The 23450-nt window shown below is 69.3% G+C and carries 18 protein-coding genes and 2 pseudogenes; 13 read left to right on the top strand and 7 right to left on the bottom strand.

Features of this window, described 5'->3' with window-relative positions; translation table 11 throughout:
- Positions 1–175 precede the first annotated feature (175 nt).
- On the top strand, positions 176–877 hold the full coding sequence (locus tag ACZ48Z_RS13405) for a TetR/AcrR family transcriptional regulator (protein ID WP_468735953.1): 702 nt from the start codon (positions 176–178) through the stop codon (positions 875–877).
- A gap of 104 nt (positions 878–981) precedes the next feature.
- Here ACZ48Z_RS13405 and ACZ48Z_RS13410 read toward each other — a convergent pair whose 3' ends face one another.
- Positions 982–1821, bottom strand: coding sequence for an endonuclease/exonuclease/phosphatase family protein (locus ACZ48Z_RS13410; RefSeq protein WP_468735954.1), 840 nt, complete (start codon positions 1819–1821; stop codon positions 982–984).
- A 326-nt stretch (positions 1822–2147) separates the two neighbouring features.
- On the opposite strand from ACZ48Z_RS13410, the gene ACZ48Z_RS13415 reads away from it, so the two are divergent.
- The 4 genes from ACZ48Z_RS13415 to ACZ48Z_RS13430 all read left to right on the top strand — a co-directional run bounded on the left by ACZ48Z_RS13415 (position 2148) and on the right by ACZ48Z_RS13430 (position 9379).
- The gene (locus ACZ48Z_RS13415) at positions 2148–5006 is read left to right on the top strand and encodes a SpoIIE family protein phosphatase (RefSeq protein ID WP_468735955.1); all 2859 of its coding nucleotides are present in this window, start codon (positions 2148–2150) and stop codon (positions 5004–5006) included.
- 211 nt (positions 5007–5217) lie between these two features.
- On the top strand, positions 5218–5877 hold the full coding sequence (locus ACZ48Z_RS13420) for a hypothetical protein (protein WP_468735956.1): 660 nt from the start codon (positions 5218–5220) through the stop codon (positions 5875–5877).
- Positions 5878–6368: 491 nt separating this feature from the next.
- Positions 6369–6632, top strand: a complete 264-nt coding sequence (locus tag ACZ48Z_RS13425; protein WP_468735957.1) for a hypothetical protein — start codon at positions 6369–6371, stop codon at positions 6630–6632.
- 98 nt (positions 6633–6730) lie between these two features.
- Positions 6731–9379, top strand: coding sequence for a WD40/YVTN/BNR-like repeat-containing protein (locus tag ACZ48Z_RS13430; RefSeq protein WP_468735958.1), 2649 nt, complete (start codon positions 6731–6733; stop codon positions 9377–9379).
- 35 nt (positions 9380–9414) lie between these two features.
- On the opposite strand, the gene ACZ48Z_RS13435 is transcribed toward ACZ48Z_RS13430, so the two are convergent.
- Together ACZ48Z_RS13435 and ACZ48Z_RS13440 are read right to left on the bottom strand one after the other, a co-directional pair.
- Complete coding sequence (locus tag ACZ48Z_RS13435; protein WP_468735959.1) at positions 9415–9747, bottom strand: acetyl-CoA synthetase; 333 nt, start codon at positions 9745–9747, stop codon at positions 9415–9417.
- A gap of 442 nt (positions 9748–10189) precedes the next feature.
- Positions 10190–10339: pseudogene (locus ACZ48Z_RS13440) on the bottom strand (polyphosphate kinase 2); the annotation flags it as partial.
- On the opposite strand from ACZ48Z_RS13440, the gene ACZ48Z_RS13445 reads away from it, so the two are divergent.
- A complete protein-coding gene (locus tag ACZ48Z_RS13445; protein ID WP_468735960.1) occupies positions 10325–10951 on the top strand; it encodes a CGNR zinc finger domain-containing protein in 627 nt (208 codons plus the stop codon). The pseudogene ACZ48Z_RS13440 and the gene ACZ48Z_RS13445 overlap by 15 nt on opposite strands.
- Positions 10952–10967: 16 nt before the next feature.
- Here ACZ48Z_RS13445 and ACZ48Z_RS13450 read toward each other — a convergent pair whose 3' ends face one another.
- Entirely contained in the window at positions 10968–11441 is a 474-nt protein-coding gene (locus tag ACZ48Z_RS13450; protein WP_468736004.1) for a winged helix-turn-helix transcriptional regulator, read from the bottom strand.
- Positions 11442–12497: 1056 nt separating this feature from the next.
- Here ACZ48Z_RS13450 and ACZ48Z_RS13455 point away from each other — a divergent pair.
- The 3 genes and pseudogenes from ACZ48Z_RS13455 (at position 12498) to ACZ48Z_RS13465 (ending at position 15634) form a co-directional block, all read left to right on the top strand.
- Positions 12498–13520 carry an LLM class flavin-dependent oxidoreductase gene (locus ACZ48Z_RS13455; protein ID WP_468735961.1) on the top strand — a complete coding sequence of 341 codons (1023 nt, stop codon included), beginning with the start codon at positions 12498–12500 and terminating at the stop codon, positions 13518–13520.
- Positions 13521–13682: 162 nt separating this feature from the next.
- Positions 13683–14231 carry a GNAT family N-acetyltransferase gene (locus ACZ48Z_RS13460; protein WP_468735962.1) on the top strand — a complete coding sequence of 183 codons (549 nt, stop codon included), beginning with the start codon at positions 13683–13685 and terminating at the stop codon, positions 14229–14231.
- A gap of 132 nt (positions 14232–14363) precedes the next feature.
- Positions 14364–15634, top strand: a pseudogene (locus ACZ48Z_RS13465) (IS701 family transposase).
- A gap of 50 nt (positions 15635–15684) precedes the next feature.
- Here the strand turns inward: ACZ48Z_RS13465 and ACZ48Z_RS13470 are convergent.
- Positions 15685–16062, bottom strand: a complete 378-nt coding sequence (locus tag ACZ48Z_RS13470; protein WP_468735963.1) for a winged helix-turn-helix transcriptional regulator — start codon at positions 16060–16062, stop codon at positions 15685–15687.
- A gap of 83 nt (positions 16063–16145) precedes the next feature.
- On the opposite strand from ACZ48Z_RS13470, the gene ACZ48Z_RS13475 reads away from it, so the two are divergent.
- Positions 16146–17054 (top strand): NAD(P)-dependent oxidoreductase, encoded by a 909-nt coding sequence (locus ACZ48Z_RS13475; RefSeq protein WP_468736005.1) that lies wholly within the window; start codon positions 16146–16148, stop codon positions 17052–17054.
- Between the two features lie 544 nt (positions 17055–17598).
- On the opposite strand, the gene ACZ48Z_RS13480 is transcribed toward ACZ48Z_RS13475, so the two are convergent.
- Positions 17599–18609 (bottom strand): enoyl-CoA hydratase/isomerase family protein, encoded by a 1011-nt coding sequence (locus tag ACZ48Z_RS13480; protein WP_468735964.1) that lies wholly within the window; start codon positions 18607–18609, stop codon positions 17599–17601.
- A 532-nt stretch (positions 18610–19141) separates the two neighbouring features.
- Here ACZ48Z_RS13480 and ACZ48Z_RS13485 point away from each other — a divergent pair.
- Entirely contained in the window at positions 19142–19519 is a 378-nt protein-coding gene (locus ACZ48Z_RS13485; RefSeq protein WP_468735965.1) for a hypothetical protein, read from the top strand.
- Between the two features lie 275 nt (positions 19520–19794).
- Entirely contained in the window at positions 19795–21684 is a 1890-nt protein-coding gene (locus tag ACZ48Z_RS13490; RefSeq protein ID WP_468735966.1) for a propionyl-CoA synthetase, read from the top strand.
- 540 nt (positions 21685–22224) lie between these two features.
- Here the strand turns inward: ACZ48Z_RS13490 and ACZ48Z_RS13495 are convergent.
- Positions 22225–22725, bottom strand: coding sequence for a PaaI family thioesterase (locus tag ACZ48Z_RS13495; protein ID WP_468735967.1), 501 nt, complete (start codon positions 22723–22725; stop codon positions 22225–22227).
- Between the two features lie 93 nt (positions 22726–22818).
- Between ACZ48Z_RS13495 and ACZ48Z_RS13500 the strand changes: the two genes are divergently transcribed.
- Positions 22819–23286 carry a winged helix-turn-helix transcriptional regulator gene (locus ACZ48Z_RS13500; protein WP_468735968.1) on the top strand — a complete coding sequence of 156 codons (468 nt, stop codon included), beginning with the start codon at positions 22819–22821 and terminating at the stop codon, positions 23284–23286.
- Positions 23287–23450 lie beyond the last annotated feature (164 nt).

The following is a 23450-nucleotide window of genomic DNA, read 5'->3' on the forward strand; positions in this document are numbered from 1 at the left end:
ACGTCTGCGATTATTCGTCGCTTTGTTAATGACCGTAACTATGCGCCTCCCTGTCACGTCGCGTCAACCGCCGGCCTGTCAGTGCATGCAGGGGCTGTACAGCCTTTCCCTGGGTTACTGGTCATAGCTCGATACGGATCCCGTCAGTATTCAGACGGTCCGTTACAGTGTGACGATGACTAACGAGACGCAGTCCGTGAGCAGGCGTGAACGGTTGCGAGCCCAGACGCTCCAGGAGATCGAGGACGAGTCGTTCGCGATCATCGACGCGGACGGCGTCCAGGCGTTGTCGATCGCGGCGCTCGCCCGCGGCATGGCGATGTCCGCTCCGGCGGTCTACCGCTACTTCCCGTCACGGGACGCGCTGGTGGCGCACCTGGTGACGCTGTCCTACCAGCAACTCGCGGCGGCGATGAGCGGCGCCGTGGAGGGGAGCCGGAAGGCGCCGCGTACGCGCGTGCGACTGGTGGTCACCGCCTACCGCGACTGGGCGCTGCAGCACCGGCGTCGTTACGGGATGCTGTTCGGCGAGCGGGCCGGCGACCTGCCCGGCGAGGTCACCGCGCAGACTCCGCTGGATCAGGCGATGGCGCTGCTCATCGACATGCTGGCGGCCGTCCAGGACACCGCTCCCGCCCGCGGTACCAGCGGCGACCGCACACTCGACGGACAACTGCGCCAGTGGGCGCGGGCGCAGGAACGGCCGGACATCGCACCGGACGTGGCCCGCGCCGCCATCCTGATCTGGACGCGGGTCCACGGCATCGTGAGCCTCGAACTCACCGGCGTGTTCGACAACCAGACGATCGAGGCGCAGCGGCTGATCGACCTGGAGATCGACAGCGCCATTCAGTCCCTCACGCCGGCCGGTCCCTGATGCCGTCGACGTGGCGATCATCGCATCGAGAACGGCCCATGGACACGTCGCAATGGTGACGGCGGCACAGCCGAAGACGATGCGGACGGCGCCCGGACAGCGCCTTACGTCGAGGACAGATCGGCGTACAGCAGGTGGTGGTCCGAGTACTCGGTGGGCTGCACATGGTGTCTGAGTGGGGTGATGCCCCGCAGGAAGACGTAGTCGAACCTGCTGTGCCAGTCAGTGGTCGGCTCGCACGTGCCGGCGGACGAGGGAGCACACCGGGGGTCCGCGTCCGCGGCCAAGGACCACATCCGGGTCAGTTCGGGAGCGTCCGGCACGGCGTTGAAATCACCGAGAACGACGGCGCGCTCGTGACGGGCGACCTCAGTGGCCAGGACGCGGACCTGGTCCGCCCGGACCGCTTCCTGACGTCGTTCTGCCAGGTGGGTGTTGAAGACCCGGACGCGCCGGTCGCCCACCGTGGTGGTGACGGCCATGTACCCGCGGTCCTCTGATCCCCCGTCGGGGTACTCCACTTTGACGGTGTCCGTCATCGGTGCCGCCGTCAGGAGCGCCTCTCCGAAGCCTCCGGGGTTCCATGGCAGGCCCCCGCAGCGGCCCCAGTTCTGCAGAACCGACCCGTACTCGACGTAATAGACCAGCCCGTAAAGGCTCTTCAGGTAGTCACGGATTCTGTCGACGTCTCGCACGCAGGCCTCTTGCAGACCGATGACCTGGGGCGCGTAGGCGGCGATCTCCGCCGCCTGGTCGGCGTTGCTCTTCCCGCAGGGGTTGCAGATGTTCCACGTCATCACCCGGTTCGGCACCACGTCCCGGGTCGCGACGCTGGGCGCCGAGCTGCCGGAGTGGGTACTGCCCGGTGCGCTCGGGCCGACGAGCACGATACAGATCATGACCACGGCGCCCGCGAGCAGCCACGTGCCCTTACCGAACACCATCGCCTCCTCCATGCGGACGCACCCGGCATCCGACTCTCATGAACGAGATTAGATGAAGCCCGGATCCACGCAGTGAACGTTCCTGCGGCCCGATCCGATCACCACCTCCGCACAAGGCTTCATTCCCGGTCCGGTTTCGGCAACTTGGCTGCGGTATCCGACCAGTTGGTGTGAGCCTGCGGCCTGCCCTCCTGAGCAGGGCCTACGTTGGCCTGAAGTATCTGTACGCCCATGCCGAGGCGAGGGACTCGATGCAGGCAGGGGCACGGCCCGCCGGGGAGCCGACGCAGGCATCCGGGAGTGTTGATCGGCAGGGGTAGTGGGCAGTGCTTGACGCGACAGAGCAACAGGGCAGCAAGCCACTGTGGCAGCCGGAGGAGCAGAGGCGACCGGCGCCGGACGTACGGCCGCGACGCCACGCGGCAGGCGAGGGAGGCGTTCGGCAGCTCACCCTCGTCGCGGCCGCCGCCTGCGCCCTGCTCGCGTGCGGAGGTCTGGCGGGCTGGGTCCTGGGGATCGAGACGCTGAAGAGCGTCATGCCGGGACAGACATCGATGAAGCCGAACTCCGCGATCGCGATGCTGGTCCTGTCCGGGTCCCTGCTGCTGGCCCTGCGCCGACCGGGCGAGCCGGGTGCGGTCCGTTTCAGCCGCACCTGCATCGCGGTGGCGGTCGGCATCGGCGTGGTGACCTTGGCCGAGTACGCCGTGCGTGCCGGTCCCGGCATCGACCAGTTCCTGTTCCAGGACGACACCGCCCTGGACGGCGCGTCACCGGGCAGGATGTCACCGAACACCGCTCTGGCCCTGGTGCTGGCAGGTCTGGCCCAGCTGGCGCTGGGCCGGCGACGTACCTGGGCCGTTCAACTGGGACAGGTGTGCGCGCTGATCGTGCTGGTGCTCGGGCTGCTGCGGGTCTACGGGTTCGCCTACCGGGTGCCGCAGCTGGGCCAGCTCGACGACTACACCCGGATGGCCCTGCACACCGCACTCGCCCTGGTGCTGCTGGGCGCAGCAACGTTCCTGGCCCGGCCGGACGTCGGGCTGGCGGCGCTGCTGATGATCCCGGGCCCCACCGGGCTGCTGGGCCGGTGGATGGCCGCCACGGCGGTGGCGGTGCCCCCGGTCCTGGGCTGGTTGCGCCTGATGGGGCAGGACGCCGGCTGGTACGAGACCCGGATGGGCTCGGCGCTGGTGGCCTGCGCCCACGTGGTGGTCCTCACCGTGGTCAGCTTCACCGCCCTGTCCGTGGGCCGTCACGCGGAGCTGGCGCACGACCGCATCCAGCACCGCATCCGCGAATACGCCTGGCTGCAACGGTTCATGGACCACACCCCGGCAGCCATCTTCATCAAGGACTGCGCCGGACGCTATCTGGCCGTCAACGCCGGATTCGAGCGGCTGGCCGGCACCGGGCGCACGGACATCCTCGGCCGCCGCATCGAGGACCTCCCCTCCCCGGTGGGGGCGGGACCCCTGCGCGCGGCCGAGGTCGAGGTGCAGCACACCGGCCGCAGCCTGCAGCGGCAGGACACCCTGAGCCTGACCGACGGCCCGCATCACTTCCTCACCAGCCTCTTCCCGCTGACCGACGCCTCCGGCGCGCCGTACGCGGTGTGCGGGATCGCCACCGACGCCACCGACCGCGTCCTGGCCCAGCAGGACAGCGAGCGGATCCGGCAGCGTTTCAGCGCGCTGCTGGAGTGCGCCCCGGACGCCACGCTCATCGCCGACGGAAAGGGCATCGTGGTGATGGCGAATGCCCAGGCCGAAGCCCTCTTCGGTCTGCCACGGACCCTGATGATCGGCTCCAGCGTGCACGACCTGGCCCCGGCCCGGGTGCGCCGCCGCCACAGGGCGCTGCTGCGCGCGTACCTGACCAGGCCGCAGGCCCGTGCGATGAGCGCTGATGTGGATCTGGCCGCCTGCGACAGCCAGGGGCATGAGTTCCCCATCGAGGTGAGTCTCGGCCCGTTGGAGACGGAGGACGGACTGCTGGTGTCCGTCGCCGTCCGCGACATCAGCGACCGCAAGCGGGCCGAAGCCGAACGCGCGGCCCGCTACGAGCAGCAGCACCACATCGCCTACACCCTCCAACGCAGTCTCATGGGCAGCCCGCCCATACTCGAGGAGTTGCCCAGTGCGCGCCGCTACCGGGCCTCCGTGCAGGGCGCCGGGGTGGGCGGCGACTGGTTCGACTTCATCCCCCTCGGCCCGAACCGGACCGGCATCGTCATCGGCGACGTGATGGGCCGGGGGCTGGACGCCGCCGCCGTGATGGGTCAACTGCGCGCCGCCGCCCATGCCCTGGCCCAGGCCGGACTGCCCCCGGACCGGCTGATCAGCGCGCTCGACGCCTTCGTGTGCGACCTGCCCGACCAGATGGTGACCTGCTGCTACCTGATCATCGACCACGACACGGCGGAGATGACCGCGTGTTCGGCAGGCCACCCGCCCGTCCTGCTCGCCGCACCGAACGAGCCTGCGCACCCGCTGGACCTGCCCGTCGGTGTGCCGTTGGGCATCGGTGGCTTCCCGCACCAGCAGACGAGTCGGCCCCTGCCCGCCGGTGCGACCCTCGCCCTCTACACCGACGGACTCATCGAACGCCGGCACACCGACATCGAAGACCGGATCAACTGTCTTGCCAACTCCCTGGACACCGCTCTGCACACCCATGGCGCGTCCCCCGCCGCTCTGGAACCGGCGGCCGACCACATCCTCGTGACACTCCTGCCGGACGACGACGGACATGACGACGACGTGACCCTGCTACTCATCCGCATAACTCCCCCACAGCACGCACACATGGACCTTGAGCCCGGTCCCCGCGCCGTCTCCACGGGCCGCCGCTTCCTCACCACCACCCTGTCCACCTGGCAGTTGCCCTCCGACCTGATCGACACAGCCCGCCTCCTCACCTCCGAACTTCTCACCAACGCGCTCGTCCACGCCCCCGGCCCCCTCACCCTCAGCCTGAACCGGACCGAAACCGAACTCACCGTCGAGGTGACCGACTGCAGTTCCGACCCACCCCGTCCCCGACAGGCCTCTGCAACGGACGAATCAGGGCGCGGCCTCGCCCTGATCAGCGCACTCGCCCATGAGTGGGGCACACACCCACACCCGCCCGGCAAAGCCGTCTGGTACACGCTGCCTCTCACACCCGACCGTTCCGCACACTGACGTGGTCCACCGCACGCTCCCGCCGGGCGGCATCCGTGCCGGCGGCAGGACTCAGAGCGTTCAAGCAGGACACCCCACGTCCGGATGTCCGTACTATCGCTACGACAGAGCATTGCGCAGGAGTACGGCCGCCGCCCGCCGACGGGTCCGGGACGGCACCCAACCCTGGCAGGCTGTCCACTTCGGCCACAGACCGAGGAAAGGTTGTCCCATGCCCGAGAACACCTCCACGACCGAACTGACCTCGCAGTACAGCGCCCAAGTCAGTGCCGACCTCGAAAGCAACACCAAGGAGCAGGAACGAGTCAGCGAGGAAGTCGCCCTGCTGCAGGAACAGTTGTCGGCCCTCCAGCGTGACCACCAGGTGTTGGTCAGCATTCAGCGGGCAATCGAAGCGGCGCCGGTCTCCCCCGAGTCCGCCGCCCCGTCCGACAGCGTCGTGGTGCCCGCAGCCCGCGCCCCCCGGAAGAAGGCAGCCACCAAGTCCGGGGCGGGCAAGCAGACGCGGACGAAGAAGGCCTCCCCCGAACCCGATCGCACATCGCCCGCCGAGCAGACCGCGCAGAAGCCGACGGGCAAGTCCGGGGCAGCCACGCCGACGCAGCCGACACTGGTCGAGTTGGTCCGCCGCCACCTCACCGAACAGCGCGAGCCGCGCTCGGCGGCCGAGATCACCACAGCTCTCGGCAAGGCCCATCCCGACCGCGGGATCAAGACGACCGTCGTGCGCACCACCCTCGAAGGACTGGTCGCCCGCACCCAGGCGCAACGCACCAAGCAGGGTTCCTCCGTCTACTACACCGCCCCCGACGCCCCACGGCAGGCGGCGGCATCGCAGGACGAGGAGAAGGCCGCCACGGTCGACGCATGACATGGGCCGGCGCGCCGACCATGTCGGTCGGTGCGGCCGCCGGTCCTCCTCCAGCCACCTCGCGAAGCCCCGGATCCGGGGCCTTGCGCGGCCATGGCAGACCACTGGTCATCCGCATCAACCGTGGCACATCCTCACCGGCCTTGAGGTTGCCCAAGACCCACCGACAGCTCCTCGTGACAGTGGGAGGCGGCGCTCGCGGCCGCTTCGGTGCCCCGAATTGTCTGCTCCAGCCGCCACGTCGCGTGCTTGCAGAGGGCACCCGAGCAGGGATGACGCGGCGCAGGCTCGGGGGCAGGGTGCCGCTCGCGGAGTGCGGACCGTTCAGCGCCGCCGTACGGGCGTCGGGCTCCGCTCCCGCCGTCCACACCGGGGCCGCGCGTATCCTCCCCCGACGAGGGCCGACCGTGAAGGGTCTGCACGCCTCACGCTCGTCGACCTCGATGCGGTCGGTCACCTGCCGTGCCCGGTGGCGACAGTGGACCCATCCCGTGACGGACACGCGACCGGCGGAGACCGGCGCTGAGCTGCACTCGACACCCGTGGTCGCTGACGGCACCGTCCGCCTCGGCGGCAAGGACGCCTCCTTGTGCGCGATGCGCATCTGCTCCCGGCGGACCGGTCGCAGGGCCGCCGTACCGGGTGCCTCCGTCGGGGCCTCCGAGGGGCCCTCCGCCGCGCCGGGCACCCTCACCGTGCCCGGAGCACGCCGTGGCGTACGTCAACGACCTATCGACGTCCCGTACACGAAGTGACAGGCTCTGGTCAAAGGCTTTCCAAGTGACGGACTTCCCCTCCTGTCCGTGGTCGGGTCCCAACGACGGCCGTACGTATGCCTGTTTGGGAGGACTTCGTGTCAGCACCGACCCGCAAGAGACGATGGCTCACGACCTGGGCCATCACCGCATCCGCCGCGCTCGTCGCGATACCCGCAAGCGCCGCGTCCGGCCAGAACGGGAGCCCCTTCGGCGTCCGCACGCTCGACGGACTCGCCGCCCAGCGCGCGCACTCGGTGGGCGCCATGCGCCCGAGCCTCAAGGACGAGGACGAGGACGGCGACGACGGCAACGAGGCCGACGAGATAGCCGAGGGCGCCGACCAGTACGCCGAGGCGCGCACCTCGCCCGGCATCGTCGCGCCGGGCGCCTACGGCGCGGCGTGGAACGACCTGACCGGCCTCAAGAGCACCGGTGGCACCTGGCGCAACGTCACCGACCTGCCGTACAACTCCGACGACTCGCGCTACCGCGACATCGACTCCAACTCCAGCGGCGGTTCCGGCAATGTCACCGGCCGGATTGCTGCGATCGCCGCCGACGACGACGGGTACGTGTACGCGGGCAGCGCGGGTGGCGGTGTGTGGCGTTCCAGGTCCGGCGGCGGGCACTGGCAGCCGATCAGCGACCGCCTGCCGGCACAGTCCACCGGCGCGCTCGCGCTCGACGGGGGCGGCCGGCTGTGGCTGGGCACCGGCGAGGCGACCACCAACGCGGACGCCTACCTCGGCAGCGGCGTCTACGTCCTGTCCCACCCGCACAACGGCACCTTCTCCACCCGCAGCCGGGTCGGCGGCGACGAACTGGAGTCCACCAGCATCCACGAACTGCGCTTCGGCGGCAGCAAGGTGTGGGCGGCGACCAGCGAGGGCGTGTGGAGCCACTCCACGAAGACGCTGAAGGGCGCCTGGAAGCTGGAGTTCGCGCCCAACCCCTCCTATCTGCCGGGCCGTTCGGACGCCGACGACCCCGACGCCCCGTACAAGAACATCGCCAACGACATCGCGATCGACCCGAAGGACCCGAGCAAGGTCGTTCTCGCGGTGGGCTGGCGCAGCGGCGACGACTACAACGGCTTCTACCGCAAGGTGAACGGTGCCTGGACGCGGATCACCAGCGGCCTGGGCGACCTGCCCGCCGACGCGGACAACGTCGGCAGCGTCACCTTCGCCCGCTCCGCCGACGGCTCCCGCTACTACGCCATCGACCAGTCGCCGGAGCAGCTGAACACCAACCCGGACAGCGGCCTGGAGGGCATCTACGTCTCCAAGTCCGGCTCTCCCACCGGTCCCTGGACGAAGATCGCCGACTACCAGGGCCTGGCCGCCGACGGCTCCGCGCTGACCACCAGCGGCTACATGCCGGGCGTACAGGCCTGGTACAACCAGTTCCTGACCGTCGACCCGGCGAACGCGGAGCACGTGTACGCGGGTCTGGAGGAGGTCTACGAGACCAAGGACGGCGGCAGCACCTGGTCCACGGTCGGCCCGTACTGGAACTTCTCCTTCCCCTGCTGGAACATCGACCCGGCCAAGCAGACCGGTGACTGCAACCCGACCACCCACTCCGACCAGCACGGCGTCGCCATCGGCCGCTACCACGGCAAGAGCTTCGTGTACGTCGGCAACGACGGCGGCGTCTACAAGCGTCCGGTCCACGGCTCCCAGGACGCCTCCGGGCACGCCACCGACTGGACCTCGCTGAACGACGGCACCATCGACACCCTGCAGTACTACTCGGTGGGCATCGGCAAGGACCTGGACCACGGGGGCGTCTCGGTCACCGGTGGCCTGCAGGACAACGGCCAGTCCGTCCTGCGCAGCAACGACAAGGTGATGGGCTCCAACTTCGGCGGCGACGGCGGCGACACCCTCACCGACCCGGCCAACGGGTGCAACATCGCCGAGGAGTACGTCTACCTCTCCATCCAGGTGACCCAGAACTGCGCGGTGAACGACGGCAGTTGGATCGACGACGCCGGCAAGGCCACGTCGTACAGCGTCGCCCCGGCGGACAACGCGACAGGCGAGGCCCGCTTCATCGCCCCGCTCGCGGCCGACGCGAAGAACTCCTCGACGTGGATCGCGGGCGGCCGGCACATCTGGGTGCAGACCCACGGCTACGCCATCCGCAGCGGTTCCGAGTGGAAGAGCGTGTACGACCTCGGCGCGGGCCACACCGCCACCGCCGTCGCGGCCTCGGGCGGCAAGGTGTACGCGGCCTGGTGCGGTCCCTGCAACAACCAGGGCTTCACCCGCGGGATCTCGGTCGGCAACGCGGACGGCACCGGCTGGCACGACATCGCCCTGCCCGTGGACGGCACCGTACCCAACCGCTACCTCAGCGGCTTCGCCATCGACCCGAAGAACGCCGACCACGTCTACCTCACGGTCAACGGCTTCTCCCGGCAGTGGACGGAGGGACCGGGTGCGGGCGTGGGTCACGTCTTCGAGTCCAAGGACGGCGGAACCACCTGGAAGGACATCTCGAAGAACTTCCCCGATGTGCCGGCGGACTCCGCGGTCGTCACGCCGAACGGCGGCCTCGCCGTGGGCACCGACCTCGGCGTCGTCTACCGGGCGGCGGGCCGTACGGCCTGGCAGCGGGTGGGCAGCCTCCCGGCGGTCGCCGTGCTCCAGCTGAAGCTGAGCCCCGACGGCAGCACGCTGTACGCGGCCACCCACGGCCGTGGTATCTACACGATCAAGGTGCGCGACTGCGGCTGACAGTCGCGTGACAGGGGTGGCCCCGGCTTCCGGGGTCACCCCTGTGTCGTACGGGGCCGCACGTCCACGTGCAGTGTGAAGGCGACCCGTGCCGCGCCCGCCACGTCCGGCGCCTTGGCCCGCACGGTGATCTCGGCCGTGCCGCCCCGGGTGCCCGCACATCGAAGCGTCGCGCGTGCCGTGCCGTCCCCGTCCACCTGCCAACCGGAGACCAGGACGAAGACCGGCGCGGAACTCAGTGCGGCCGTCCACCTCTTGTCGTCCGCCCGGGGCTTGAGGACGAGGGAGAGGACCGTCCCCGGCCTGGCGCACAGCCGCTGGACGACCGCGTCACCGGGACCGACGGTGACCTCTGCCCGCCCGGACACACAGCTCGCCGTCGAAGGAGGCGGAGCGGTGGCCGATGCGGACGGGTTTCGGGACGGACGTTCTCCGGTCGGGCTCACGGAAGGGACCGGGGTCGGAACCGCGGACGTACGGGTCGGCGCACCGCCCGACGTGGTCCTGTCCGAGGGCCCCGACCCTCCCGCCGACGTGCCGCACGCCACCAGGACGGCCACCCCGGCGACCGCCCACACTCCAGCCCACCACCGCATTCCGGCACCTCCCGGTCCACGCACGGACACCAGCATGCCTCTTCGACGCGGATCGGAGCATCCCGGTTCGGTTCACAGCGAACTGATGGGGGTCGGTCCCCCGGAGGCAGGGCGCCACCCACGACGACGCCGAGCGGCAGAGCGTCCACGTCGTCGGCGAGGTGAGCGTCAGACCCGCCGGGCCCGAGCAGGGGGGGGCGAGGTGACCGGCTGCTCAGAGGCTCGCCGCGTGGTCGGGGACGTAGGTCTGCAGATCGCGCGGCGGTCGCTCGTAGCCGGTCGACTTCGGCCGCTTCGGCAGTTCGAGGACCGGCGGCGGCACCTCCCGGTAGGGCACGGAGGACAGCAGGTGGGCGACCGTGTTGCGTGTGCGGCTTTCGATAAGGGCAGCGCCGGGAAGGTGACCGCGCGGGTCGCCGAACCGTGCCAGGGAGACACCACGGCCGGCAGAACGTGCCCGGCACTGGCGCTCCGCGATCCGGGCGATCTGGCCCTCTGGCTCCAGCAGGCCGGTCTGCTCCCGTCGGGCCCCCCGGACCCCGCCACCGCCGCCGTCCTGGCATCGGGACGACGGCTTCGCAAGACGATCGACCGGGCCGTGTCAGCGGCCGCCGACGGCCGACTGCCCACATCCCGTGACATCGACCTGCTCAACCGCGCGGCAGCGGAGGTCCCACGACCGGCTCTGCAAATGACCGTCAGGGACGGGCACTTGGAGCCTGCCGGGGCGTCGAGTGCCGCCGCCGACGCGGCAGCCGCACTGGCCCTGATCGCCCAGGACGCCGTCGACCTGCTCCTGTCCGCCGAGATCGGGCGGGTACGCGTCTGCGGCGCGGACGAATGCGCCCTGCGCTTCGTGGACCACTCCCCCGCCGGCAACCGCCGCTGGTGCTCCATGTCCCGCTGCGGCAACCGCGTGCCGGTCCGCCTCCACCAGGCCCGGGCCAGACGCAGCGAGTACACCTCTGGACACTGAACCCGTCACGTTCAGCTCACTGGGCGGGCCTCAGCCGGAACGCCGGTCCGGGGATGCTCTCGATGTCCTTCGCCTCCACGGTGTGGCCCCGCTCGCAGCGGATCCGGGCGTCGACGTGCGCGCCGCACCCACGGTGCCGGGACACCATGGCCGGGCCCTGCGGGTCGGCACGGTAGCGGTCACCCCACTGCAGGAGCCCCATCACAGCCGGGACCAGATCCATACCCTTGGGCGTGATCACGTACTTCGGCCGACTGCGCGAACCCGGCTCCTTGTACGTCTCGGTGGCCAGGATCCCTTCCTCCACGAGCATCTTGAGCCGCGCCGCGAGAAGGTTGCGAGGACAGCCGAGGACCCGTTCGAACTCGCTGAAACGGGACGAGCCGTAATAGACCTCGCGCAGGATCAGGATCGTCCACTTCTCACCCACGACCTCAAGGGTGCGCGCGATCGAGCAGTTCGACGTATCCCGGTCGAGACGGTGGTCCATACCGGTGTCGTGTGGGGCTTCGATCCTGGCATTCATGCATGGAGACTAACCTCACCTGAGTTTAGTCTCCTATATTCAGGCTGAGTCGCGGTCGGCACACCAACAACCACGGATGCATGCCCAGCCGGCGGAGGTCGTCAGCGTGATCCGCGAGGCACTCGCCAACGTGACCGCGTAGGAACGCAGTCACCCGACCAACCGGATCATCGTAGGGAAGCGATGGCAACACTTCCGGATCTTCGTCCCGAAGTGACGGCATCACTTCAGGTCATACCCATCATGCGGACTCACAACGCGATCGCACGGCCACGCTCGTCCGGCGCTGACACCGGAAGCTCAATGAGGGCATCCAGCCGGCCTGTTGACGACCACGCGGCAGCTGGAAACACGCGGTAGCGCGACGGGGCGACCACGTCCCGACGCCCTCCCCGACGTCCCGAACGCGCGGCACAAGCCCTCCACTCCGCCGCCGCCCCGTCAGTCGGTCGTCGTCGGAAGCGACGCTCAGAGCAGCGTCGCCCCCCGCTCCCGTTCGATCCTGAGACGGAAACGCGCGACCGGACAGACATCGCTTCGAGCGCCTACTTCTTGGGCCACCCTGGGACGGATCGACCAACTCGGTCTCCCGAAGTTCGCTTCTACCTGACGGCCGAGAAGACGCACTGGCAGTACACACACGGCGTCCCCGCCGACCGTCTCGAGCGTGTCGCCCCGGACGCCTGGACTCTCGACCAGGCCCTGATGGGCCGGCCCGGCAACAAAGAAGTGCAGCTACACCCGTTCTGGGACTACCAGGTCAACGTTCCGCGCTACCCGGAGTTCCAGGAGTACCTCCGCAAGCACCAGCCTCCGACGCTGATCACTTCGCCCTTGAATCCCACGGACGCGAGGGCGAGGCGAGGACCTTCGGTGAAAGCGCTGGTCATCGCCGCATGTGCGGGACCGTGAGCAGTACGGTCGTCGCGCCCCGCGCCCGCCACGTCGTGCCGGACTTCTTCTCTGCACGCCCGCAGGCTCGGCCGGGAATGAACGCCGACCTTGCTTGTTGAATGCGGTATGAAGAAGATCGGGTTCCTGTCTTTCGGACACTGGACGCCGTCGCCGCACTCGCAGACGCGTTCGGCAGCGGATTCCCTTCTCCAAGCGATCGACCTCGCGGTCGCCGCGGAGGAGCTGGGCGCCGACGGCGCGTACTTCCGCGTCCATCACTTCGCGCGGCAGTACGCCTCGCCGTTCCCGCTGCTCGCCGCCATCGGCGCACGCACCAGCCGGATCGAGATCGGCACCGGCGTGATCGACATGCGCTACGAGAACCCGCTGTACATGGCCGAGGACGCCGGAGCCGCGGACCTGATCTCCGGAGGCCGACTCCAGCTCGGCCTCAGCCGCGGATCCCCGGAGCAGGTCATCGACGGCTGGCGCCACTTCGGACACCAGCCGGCCGAAGGGGCCACCGACGCCGACATGGCACGCGCCCACACCGAGCGGCTCCTCGACGTGCTCACGGGCGAGGGATTTGCGCAGCCCAACCCCAATCCGATGTTCTCCAACCCACCGGGGCTGCTGCGCATCGAACCGCACTCCGAAGGCCTCAGGGACCGTATCTGGTGGGGTTCCAGCTCGAACGCCACCGCCGTGTGGGCAGCCACGCTCGGAATGAACCTGCAGAGTTCGACCCTCAAGGACGACGAGAGCGGCGAACCGCTGCACGTCCAGCAGCGCAAGCAGATCGAGGCCTACCGTGAGGCCTGGCGAGAGGCCGGGCACACCCGCGAACCGCGAGTGTCGGTCAGCCGCAGCATTTTCGCGCTGGTCGACGACCGCGACCGCGCCTACTTCGGCCGTGAGGGCAACTCCAAGGACCAGATCGGCTACATCGACGCCAACACCCGCGCGATCTTCGGCCGTTCCTATGCTGCCGAGCCCGACATGCTGGTCAAGCAGCTCGCCGACGACGAGGCAGTCGCCGCCGCCGACACACTCCTCCTCACCGTGCCGAACCAGCTCGGAGTCGCCTACAACGCCCACGTGATCGAGAGCATCCTGACGCACGTCGCTCCGGCCCTGGGCTGGCGCTGAACACGGCGGAGGGTCGTGCACGACAAGATGTGAGCCAGGCGCGCCCACACGCCTGATCCGTAGGCACCGCCGGCCCGCACCACGGGGAAAAGGACGGCGCCGGCGGCCTACCGGTCCCAAAACCGTGTGCGTGCCGCCCGGAGGGGCCTTTACCCTCCGGGCATGGATCTTCGCGAAGAGCTTCCGAGCGACAGGCAGGCCGTGCGGGATGTTCACCTGCAGGCGTTCGGTGACCATGGCCGCGTCGTAGCCGACCTGGTCGATACCCTGCGGGACACCATCACACGCCAGGACGGTCTCTCGCTGGTCGCCGAGCAGGACAGGCAGGTCGTCGGGCATGTCATGTTCACCCGCGGTCTTCTCGATGCGCCTCGCCGGCTGGTTGACGTGCAAGTCCTCAGTCCTCTGGCCGTGATGCCTGAGCTCCATAAGCGGGGTATCGGCTCGGCCTTGGTTCGACACGGACTGGAGGTCCTCGCCGAGCGGGCTGTTCCGCTCGTCTTCCTGGAGGGTGATCCGGGCTACTACTCACGTTTCGGCTTCGTGCCCGGTGGTGGCCTGGGCTTCCGAAAGCCGTCCCTGCGCATCCCGGACGGTGCCTTTCAGGTCATCAGGTTCCCGGAGCATGAGTCATGGATGACGGGGACGCTGGTCTACGCAGAGGCGTTCTGGCGGCATGACGCAGTCGGCTTGCGTGACCCCAACGCCTAGTGACACGAGCGCCGATCCCGTGCTCGTGACATGCGCGGTAGTTCGTTAAATCCGGTGGCGGTGTGGGTTGGCGGTAGGCCGGGCGGGTTGTAGGCCGATGGTAGGAGTCAACTGCCTTGCTGGGGGCTGAAGATGACCACTCGCCGTCCGTGTCCGCCTGCTCCGGGACCGTTGGAGGAGTACGCGGCCCGGTTCGACGACCTCTTCTTCAGCCTGGCCCGGCGGCGAGGGTTTCGCGAGTACCTGACCGGGCTGCTGGCGCCGAGCAGATCAACGACCGGCGCCTTGAGCTGCTGCGCGAGCAGTCGGCGACGGCTCCGCACGAGGGCGGGGTCATCGTGATCGACGACTCCGGGGACCGCACGGACGGCACTGCGACCGCGCACGTGGGCCGGCAGTGGCTGGGCCGGTTGGGCAAGGCCGACAACGGCATCGTCACGGTGACCACGGTGTGGACCGACGGCCGCGTGTACTACCCGCTGCACGCGCACCCCTCCACCTCCGCCCACCACCTCGCCCGCGGCCTGTCCGATCCGGCCTTCCGCACGAAACCGCAGCTGTCCGCCTCCCTCGCGGCCCGCGGGAAGGCTGCGGGCTTCGGCTGCCGAGCGGTGGTCGCCGACTGCGCCTACTCCGTCAGCGACGACTGCTACCTCGCACTGCGCGAGGCAGGCCTGGCCTACGTGGTCGCGCTCAAGCCGCACCGCGACACCTGGGCCCCGGCCGACCAGCCGCACACCCCCATTCGAAACGGCCCACGCCCTGGCCCGGCGGGATACCCAGCATCCCGGTGACTGGACACCCGTGGAGCGTCACTTCCGAGACAGGCACGCCGAGACCTGGTGGGCCGCTGATGCCCGCCTGGGCGGCTACGGCACCAACTCACCCTGCTGGCGCTGGTGGTGGCCAACACCGACCCAGCCGGGCTGCCGCCGAAGGCCACCTGGTACCTGGCCACCAACCTGCCCCACCCCGACGCACCCCACGCCGCCACCGGCCCGCACCCGCCGGCCGACCTCGCCGAGATCGTCCGCCCCTACAGCCTGCGGCCGTGGATCGAGCACAGCTACAAGCAGATCAAGGACGAACTCGGCCGGGCCGACTTCCAGGCCCGCTCCGCCCGCGCCATCCGCCGCCACCAAACCCTGGTCAACTGCGCCCTCTCCTTCTGCTGGGACCAGTGGTTACCCCCACCCGGACCGCTGGACGGCACCGCGCCGGACCCATGGCCCGACAAGGGACCAGAGAGGGGGACCAACCGAACCCCTCCCACCCCAACTGCCCTGCTGGCCCAGGGCATTACGTTCGGTCCGTGCATGGCTCACCCTCGCCACCACCCTGAACCGATGGCGGCGATCCCGGACGGACAAAGACCCACCCTCCGAACTCCAGGCCCTGATTGACGCGGTCACCAGCGGACACGGCCTTGATCTCTGCCTCCGGATTTGACGAACTACCGGTGACCGTGTGAGGCCTCGGCTGCGTCGGCCACTTCGGAGCCTTCGCGGCGTATCCGCTCAACGCCCCAGGCGCCAAGTGGCTCGAGCGCTTGATTGAGCGTGTGCCCGTGCGCGGTCAGGGAGTACTCCACGCGCGGCGGCACCTCGGCGTAGACCTTCCGGTGCACGAGACCGTCCTCCTCCATCTCCCGGAGGTGCTGCGTCAGCATCTTCTCGCTCACTCCCGGCAAGCCGCGACGGAGTTCAGCAAAGCGGCGTATGCCGTGGGCTTCGAGTTCCCAGAGGATCAGTCCCTTCCACTTCCCGCTCACCACGTCGAGCGCAGCGTCGATGCCACAGATGTAAGGCCCGCATCTCGGCGCCTTGGCCATCACTGAACCCCTTACTGAAAGGTAAGTACCGCAGAAAATAGTGGGTACTTCCGACAGTAGTGGCGCTCTCCGAGCATGGAGGGGTGAACGAACAACAGAACTCCGCCACCACCCCAAGCAGCGCTGTCACCGTGATCGGGCTCGGTCCGATGGGCCAGGCGATGACCCGCACGCTCCTCACAGCCGGCCACCCGGTCACCGTCTGGAACCGCACCGCCGGTCGGGCCACCGGCGTCGTCACGGACGGGGCGACGCTCGCAGCGACACCCGGTGAGGCGGTCGAGGCGAGTGACCTCGTAATCCTCAGCCTCACCGACTACCGGGCGATGTACGACATCCTCGACAGCGCCACCGCATCGCTCGCCGGCCGCACACTGGTGAACCTGAGCTCTGACACCCCCGACCACACACGCGAGGCGGCAACCTGGGCAGCGGGACACGGCGCCGCCTTCCTCACCGGAGGCGTCATGGTGCCCGCGCCGATGGTCGGCACAGAGGCGGCCTACGTCTACTACAGCGGCCGCGGCCAGGTGGTGGACAAGCACCGGGCGGCGTTGACACCGCTCGGAACACCGAAGTATCTGGGCAGTGACCCGGGCCTCGCCCAGATGATGTATCAGGCCCAACTCACGGTGTTCCTCGCCACCTTGTCGGCGTTGATGCACGCCACCGCCATGTTGGGTACCGCGGGATTGCAGGCATCGGAAGTGCTGCCGGAGCTGCTTTCCTCCGCCGACTCGATCGGAGGCATCCTGAGGGCTGCTGAGGAGAAGCCTGGCACCGCGCTTGATGCGGGAAAGCACCCCGGCGACCTCAGCACGGTCACCATGATGGGTGCGACGTCCGACCACATCGTCGAGACCAGCACGTCACTCGGGCTCGACCTCGCGCTCCCACTGGCCGTGCAGGCCCACTATCGGCGTGCAGTCGAGAACGGACACGGCAGCGACAACTGGACCCGCATCATCGACAGCATCCGAGGACCACACTGACCGACCGCGCGAACGATGCGCACGGGCCCCGCGGCCACCCCACCCGAACCTCAAGGCCTGCTTGGCCCCCCGCCCCCGTCTGACCGTGGCCTGATAACCGGCCCGGCCCGGTGTGCTGTCATGCGGGGGCCGGGGCCGGGGCGGCTCAAGCGGTTGCGGCACCCGCTTTCACGCCTGCACCACCGGCGCCGGATCCAGGCAAGGGCCGGGGCCGTGAGATGTTCATCCGCGCGGCGAGGTGTGCGACGGGACCGCCTGGGCCTGCACGGTCGATCAGCACTCGCCTGACGTCAACAGTGCGCCGCTCATGGCGAGTTCAGAGCATGGCAGCCGGGTCGACGATCGCTTGCTGTCGTCCTTGGTGGTGTGATCGGACACTGCAGGGACGCGGCCGGACACGCCGGCACCGACGGCATACCGGTTGTCGTGGACAGCGTGGCAGCCCGCATCATCCCCCTCCCCCGGGGACCCACTCACGGCAGGCAGGGAGGGGGCTCCCGTCTTGTTGACACACGCCCCCTCCTGCACTGCGGACCCGACTTGCTCAGGCCTGCGGCACCCGTCCGCCCGGTGACGCACGTTGCCAGCGGGGAGTGCGGTCCTTGTCGACCAGGGCCGCCCGGACACCCTCCAGGAAGTCCGGTGTGCGGATGGTCGTGCGCGTGAGGGCAAGTTCGGCGTCGAGGCACTCGCGCAATGTGCGCTGCCTGCCCCGGGCCAGCAGGGCGTGGGTGATCTCCAGGCTCTGTGGAGAGGCAGCCTCCAGGGCCCCCAACGCACCTGCCGCCCAGGGTGTGTCGAGGTGGCGCAGGCGCTTCTCGATCTCGCCGAGGGTCGGCGCGCCGAACGCCCGGTCCACGTCCCCGCGTGCGTCCGCCAGCCCGCTCTCCGCCACCGGGGAGCGGCCGGTGAGACGGTTCAGGGCGACGTCCACCGGCTCGCCGGAGCCGTCGGCCAGGGCGTCCACGACCGCGTCGAGGCCGTCCGCCGGGACGAAGTGCGTGGCCAGTCCCGTGTACAGGGCGTCGGCCGCGTCGATCCGGTGCCCGGTCAGTCCCAGGTACATGCCGATCGCGCCGGGCAGTCTCGGCAGGAAGTAGCTGGCCCCGATGTCCGGGAAGAACCCGATCCCGGTCTCGGGCATCGCCAGCACCGCGTGTTCGGTGACGACACGGAAGCCGCCGTGGACGGACAGACCCAGACCACCGCCCATGCACAGTCCGTCGATGAGCGACACCACCGGTACGGGATATTCGGCGATCCGGGCGTTGAGCCGGTACTCGGTGGCGAAGAACCGCTCACTGGCCTCGGCATCCCCGGCGAGGCTGTACTCACGGATCGTACGGATGTCCCCACCGGCGCAGAACGCCTTCGTGCTGGTACTGGCGAGCACCACCGCGGAGAGTGGCGTGTGTTCCCACTCGGCGAGCACGCTGTCGATGGCGGCGACCATGCCTGTGGTGAGGGCGTTGAGTGCCTTGGGCCGGTTCAGCCGGATGCGGCCGACGCCCCGGTGGACGTCGGCGAGGATCTCGACCCCGGGGACATCACTCATGGCTGACCGTCATCGTGTCGTCCCCGCTGACCTGGCTGTCGTGGGCCATCACGTTCCTCACTCGACGGGTGTCCGGCGTAGATCTGTGTGTGGTGAACCCGGATCTCGTCCACGGTGGTACGACGGGGCTGCATGCGGGCGATCCGCACGCGAGCGCCGCTCGGCCATGAGAGGCGCGAGGCGGAAACGCTCGCCCATGTCCCCGCCGTGGGCGCGAAGGGTCGGCACCCCAAGATCCTCGCACAGGGCGTGGAGCAGCTCGGCGGGCCTTCGACGGCGGGACACATATGACCTTCGCCGTCCGCGAGGCAGGGGCCGGACGGGAAAGACGGTCCGCCCTCGGGCCTGTGATCCGCAACAGCAGCGCACCTCGCCCGGTGAGGCACCGGTACAGCCGCAGCATCCATGAGGGTGATCCCGACCCTATCTGAGTGCACTTTCATATACTCAGCCAGTAACGTCATGCCCATCGCATCGACCCGGTTGCCGCCGAGGAACGCGGCACGGCACCCGTCCGAGAAGCGGCACCACCATGGGAGTAAGCCAAGAGGCACACGAGTTCGCGGAGTTCCTCGCGAGTGTGAGCGCGAAGTCGTCGACACCCGGCCTCGACCTGGCCGTCATCCGCGACATCGTCGACTCCAACCACAAGGCGTCGACCGAGCCGGAAGGCGTCACCTACGCCGAGGTCGACGCGAACGGCGTCCCCGCCCTCTGGGCCATCCCCGAGGGCGCCGACCCCGACGGCGCCCAGCTCGGCCGCCGCCTCACGGACTTCAAGGTCACCACCGAGACCCACGCGATGCCCGAGGGACAGCACTCGTTCGTCCTGGGGGCCGGACGCGTGCCCGAGGTGGACCAGGCCATCGGGCAGATGGGCCAATGGCTCCGCAAGCACCTCGGCGAGTGAGCGGACGCCGCACCTGACGGCAGGGCCTGTCGCCCAGGCCGCCGCACCACCGCACCACCGCGACTCCGGTGACCGGTCCGCCGGTGACCGGTCCGCCGGTCACCGGTCCGCCGGTCACCGGTCACCAGTCACCAGTCACCAGTCACCAGTCACCAGTCACCAGTCACCAGTCACCAGCATCCTGCTCGACCACGCCGACGGGTGTGCGGTACTGGTTGCCTGCACCGTTCGGCCCACCACCACACCACCGTCCCGATGCCACAAAGGAGTGCGCGATGGGAACGTACGAGGATGTCTTCCGCGCCAGTACCGAGGACCCGGAGCGCTTCTGGCTGGAGGCGGCGCAGGGCATCGACTGGGATGTCACTCCACACCATGCCCTGGACTCCTCGGGCGCGCCCTTCTACCGCTGGTTTCCCGACGGGCGGCTGAACGTCTGCTTCAACGCGCTCGACCGGCACGTCGAGGCCGGCCGGGGTGAACAGCCCGCGCTGGTCTACGACTCACCCGTGACCGGCACCCGGCGCTCCTACACCTACACGCGGTTGAGGGACGAGGTGGCGGTCTTCGCCGTAGCACTGGCGGGGCTCGGCGTGGAGCACGGCGACCGGGTGGTGATCTACATGCCCATGATCCCCGAAGCCGTAGTCGCGATGCTGGCCTGCGCACGGATCGGCGCGGTCCACTCGGTCGTCTTCGGCGGTTTCGCCCCGCGCGAGCTCGCCCTGCGCATCGACGACGCGGCCCCCAAGGTGATCGTCTCCGCCTCCTGCGGCATCGAGGGCAAGAAGGTCATCGCGTACAAGCCCCTGCTCGACCGGGCGATCGAACTCGCGGTCCACAAACCCCAGAAGAGTGTGATCCTGCAACGCCCGCAGGAACCGGCCGAGTTGGGGGCAGACGATCTCGACTGGGCCGATCTGGTCGGGTCAGCAATGCCGGCCGCCTGCGTTCCCGTCCCCGCCACCGATCCCCTTTACATCCTCTACACGTCCGGAACGACCGGAAAACCCAAGGGAGTCGTACGCGACTGCGGCGGTTACGCGGTCGCCCTGCACTGGTCGATGGGCGCCGTCTACGACGTGGGCCCGGCCGAGACGATGTTCACCGCCTCCGACGTCGGCTGGGTCGTCGGCCATTCGTACATCGTCTACGGGCCCCTACTGGCCGGCGCCACCACGGTGCTGTACGAGGGCAAACCGGTCGGCACGCCGGACGCGGGCCAGTTCTGGCGCGTCGCCGCCGAGCACCGGGCGAAGACCATGTTCACCGCGCCCACCGCCTTCCGCGCCATCCGCAAGGAGGACCCGAAAGGCACGCTCACGGCCGGCCACGACCTGACCGGCCTGCGGTACCTGTTCCTCGCCGGTGAGCGTCTCGACCCCGAGACCTACCACTGGGCGAGCGCGCTCCTGGGCATCCCGGTGATCGACCACTGGTGGCAGACCGAGACCGGCTGGCCCATCGTCGCCAACCCCGTCGGAATCGAGGCCGCCCCCCTCAAACCCGGCTCACCCACCCGCCCGCTGCCCGGCTGGGACGTCCGTGTCCTCGACCCCTCGGGCGAACCCGTGCCCGCGGGCGTCGACGGTGCGATCGTCGTGAAACTTCCCCTGCCACCCGGCGCCCTGCCCACTCTCTGGAACGACGACGACCGCTATGTCGCCTCCTACCTCTCCGCCTACGACGGCTACTACCTCACCGGGGACAGCGGCCACCTCGACGTCGACGGCTACGTCTTCGTGATGGGCCGCACCGACGACGTCATCAACGTCGCCGGACACCGGCTGTCCACCGGCAGCATGGAAGAGGCTCTGGCCGCCCATCCCGACGTCGCGGAATGCGCCGTGATCGGCGTCGCCGACACCCTGAAGGGACAGGTACCGCGCGGCTTCGTCGTTCTCAAGTCGGGCACCGGCCGCGAACCCAGCGAGGTCGAGGCCGAACTCGTCCAGCTCGTCCGCGACTTGATCGGCGCCGTCGCCTCCCTCAAGGACGTCGCAGTCGTGGCCGCCCTGCCCAAGACCCGCTCGGGAAAGATCCTGCGCAGGACGATGCGCGGCATCGCCGACGGCCACGACGAACCCATCCCCTCCACCGTCGACGACCCCAGTGTCATCGAGGACCTGCGCCCCGTTCTCCGCCGCGCCCGCCACATCACGTGAACGCCCGGCTCTCGGTCCGGCCGGCGGGGCGCGCGTCCGCCGAACCCCGCCGGGGTGGCTCGCCAACCAGGTCGGGAACGCTGGCGCGACGGCCTTCCGAGTCCTGGGCACCACAGCTGGTCCCGGCCTCCCCTGTGGAAGTCCCGTCCGCCCTGGCGTGAGGTTCTGTGCAAGATCCGACGGACGCGAACGACGATGGCTCGACGCATCATCGCGAGGTTGTCGACACCGGCCATGACGCTCAACCGGGGTTGCATTCCGGCCTGTTGCGGGCGCAGCCGGCATCTGGCGGTGCCGCTCAAGGAGGCGGGGCCGCCCCGGGCCTGGCATCACTTCGGGACCGATGACGTGCTCTGCCCCTCACCCGGCAGACGATCCCGGCGATATCCGGGGCGTGGCCTTTCGCCCGGAGGCGAGGGATTCCGACATCACCGCACGGAGGTCGCCCTGCGCAGGCCAGACGAGGAGAGGAGGGGGAAGAAGGTGAGGTGCTGGTCGGTCGATGAGGGCAACGTCCGGTACGCCGGTCGCCGTTGAAGGTCACCCTTGCGAGGGAGGCACCGGGAAGAGCATGCAGCTGCTGGTGGCGTGGGCGAGCAGACGGTCCGTCCCGTCGACCAACTGCGCCTGGGCGAGGGCGGTTTGGCGGCTCTTGCTGACAACCGTGCCGATGGCACGAACCGTGCCCGTGTCCACGGTGATCCGCCGCAGGAACTTCACCGTGAGGTCGAGCGAGGTGTACGCCATGCCCTGCGGGAGGGTGGACTGGACGGCACATCCCGCCGCCGAGTCGAGCAGGGTGGCGAAGATGCCGCCGTGCACACTGCCGATCGGGTTGTAGTGCTCCTCCCCCGGGGTCAGGGAGAAGACCGCCCTGCCGGGCTCCACCTCGTCCAGGGCGAAGTCGACCGCGTGGTTGATGGGCGGCCTCGGCAGTCGCCCCGCCTGCAGCTCGCGCAGAAAGTCGATGCCGGACATGCGTCCGGCGGCTTCCGCCAGGATCGCCGGATCGTCCCATTGGTACGTACGTGTTCGCCCCACGGCCGAGTGCCTTCCCATCTGACTTTTACAAGTGAAGTTAGTTGCGGGCCCACCTGACTGTCAATGACGAAGCCAGACCTCTACGATGACGGGATGGAGTGGCTTGAGGCGAGCACGGAGAACTGCCCCGTCCAGCGCACGCTCGACGTGGTCGGAGAGAAGTGGACCTTGCTGATCCTGCGCGACGCCATCAACGGCGTCCGCCGGTTCGACGACTTCCACCGCCATATCGGCCTGTCCGAGGCCGTCCTCAGCGACCGCCTGAGGAAGCTGCTCGCGGCCGGCATCCTGAAGGCGGTCCCCTACCGTGAGCCCGGCAGCCGCTCCCGCAACGAGTACCGCCTGACCCGCAAAGGCTGGGATCTCTGGCCTGTCCTCATGGCGCTGAGCCAGTGGGGCGAACTGCACGCCGTCGGCCCCGAGGGTCCCGTCCTGGACGTCCGCCACACCGACTGCGACGCCCCGGTCCGCGTCATCGTCGAGTGCTCCGCAGACCACACCGCCCTCAGTCCGGGACACGTCACTGCGCGGCTGGGATCTGGTGCCCGACTCCGGCCCTGATCCATCGGCCGGATTCAGCCTCGATCACTCTTGATCCCTATGGATCCCCCTGATCCCTTTGGATGCATACGGGATACGGATCGCCGGCACCGGGAAACCAGCGGCGTCGGATCATTCCGCCGCCAAGCCTGCGGCACGACCAGCCAACCGCGCACCCTCACGAG

The sequence above is a fragment of the Streptomyces sp. NPDC031225 genome (assembly GCF_055570355.1).

What these genes read in the sequence shown, in the direction of transcription:
- ACZ48Z_RS13460 (WP_468735962.1), top strand. Translation starts at nt 13,683, where the DNA reads ATGGATCTTCGCGAAGAGCTTCCGAGCGACAGGCAGGCCGTGCGGGAT.
- ACZ48Z_RS13485 (WP_468735965.1), top strand. Translation starts at nt 19,142, where the DNA reads ATGGGAGTAAGCCAAGAGGCACACGAGTTCGCGGAGTTCCTCGCGAGT.
- ACZ48Z_RS13480 (WP_468735964.1), bottom strand. Translation starts at nt 18,609, where the DNA reads ATGAGTGATGTCCCCGGGGTCGAGATCCTCGCCGACGTCCACCGGGGC.
- ACZ48Z_RS13420 (WP_468735956.1), top strand. Translation starts at nt 5,218, where the DNA reads ATGCCCGAGAACACCTCCACGACCGAACTGACCTCGCAGTACAGCGCC.
- ACZ48Z_RS13500 (WP_468735968.1), top strand. Translation starts at nt 22,819, where the DNA reads ATGGAGTGGCTTGAGGCGAGCACGGAGAACTGCCCCGTCCAGCGCACG.
- ACZ48Z_RS13490 (WP_468735966.1), top strand. Translation starts at nt 19,795, where the DNA reads ATGGGAACGTACGAGGATGTCTTCCGCGCCAGTACCGAGGACCCGGAG.
- ACZ48Z_RS13455 (WP_468735961.1), top strand. Translation starts at nt 12,498, where the DNA reads ATGAAGAAGATCGGGTTCCTGTCTTTCGGACACTGGACGCCGTCGCCG.
- ACZ48Z_RS13470 (WP_468735963.1), bottom strand. Translation starts at nt 16,062, where the DNA reads ATGGCCAAGGCGCCGAGATGCGGGCCTTACATCTGTGGCATCGACGCT.
- ACZ48Z_RS13405 (WP_468735953.1), top strand. Translation starts at nt 176, where the DNA reads ATGACTAACGAGACGCAGTCCGTGAGCAGGCGTGAACGGTTGCGAGCC.
- ACZ48Z_RS13450 (WP_468736004.1), bottom strand. Translation starts at nt 11,441, where the DNA reads ATGGACCACCGTCTCGACCGGGATACGTCGAACTGCTCGATCGCGCGC.
- ACZ48Z_RS13410 (WP_468735954.1), bottom strand. Translation starts at nt 1,821, where the DNA reads ATGGTGTTCGGTAAGGGCACGTGGCTGCTCGCGGGCGCCGTGGTCATG.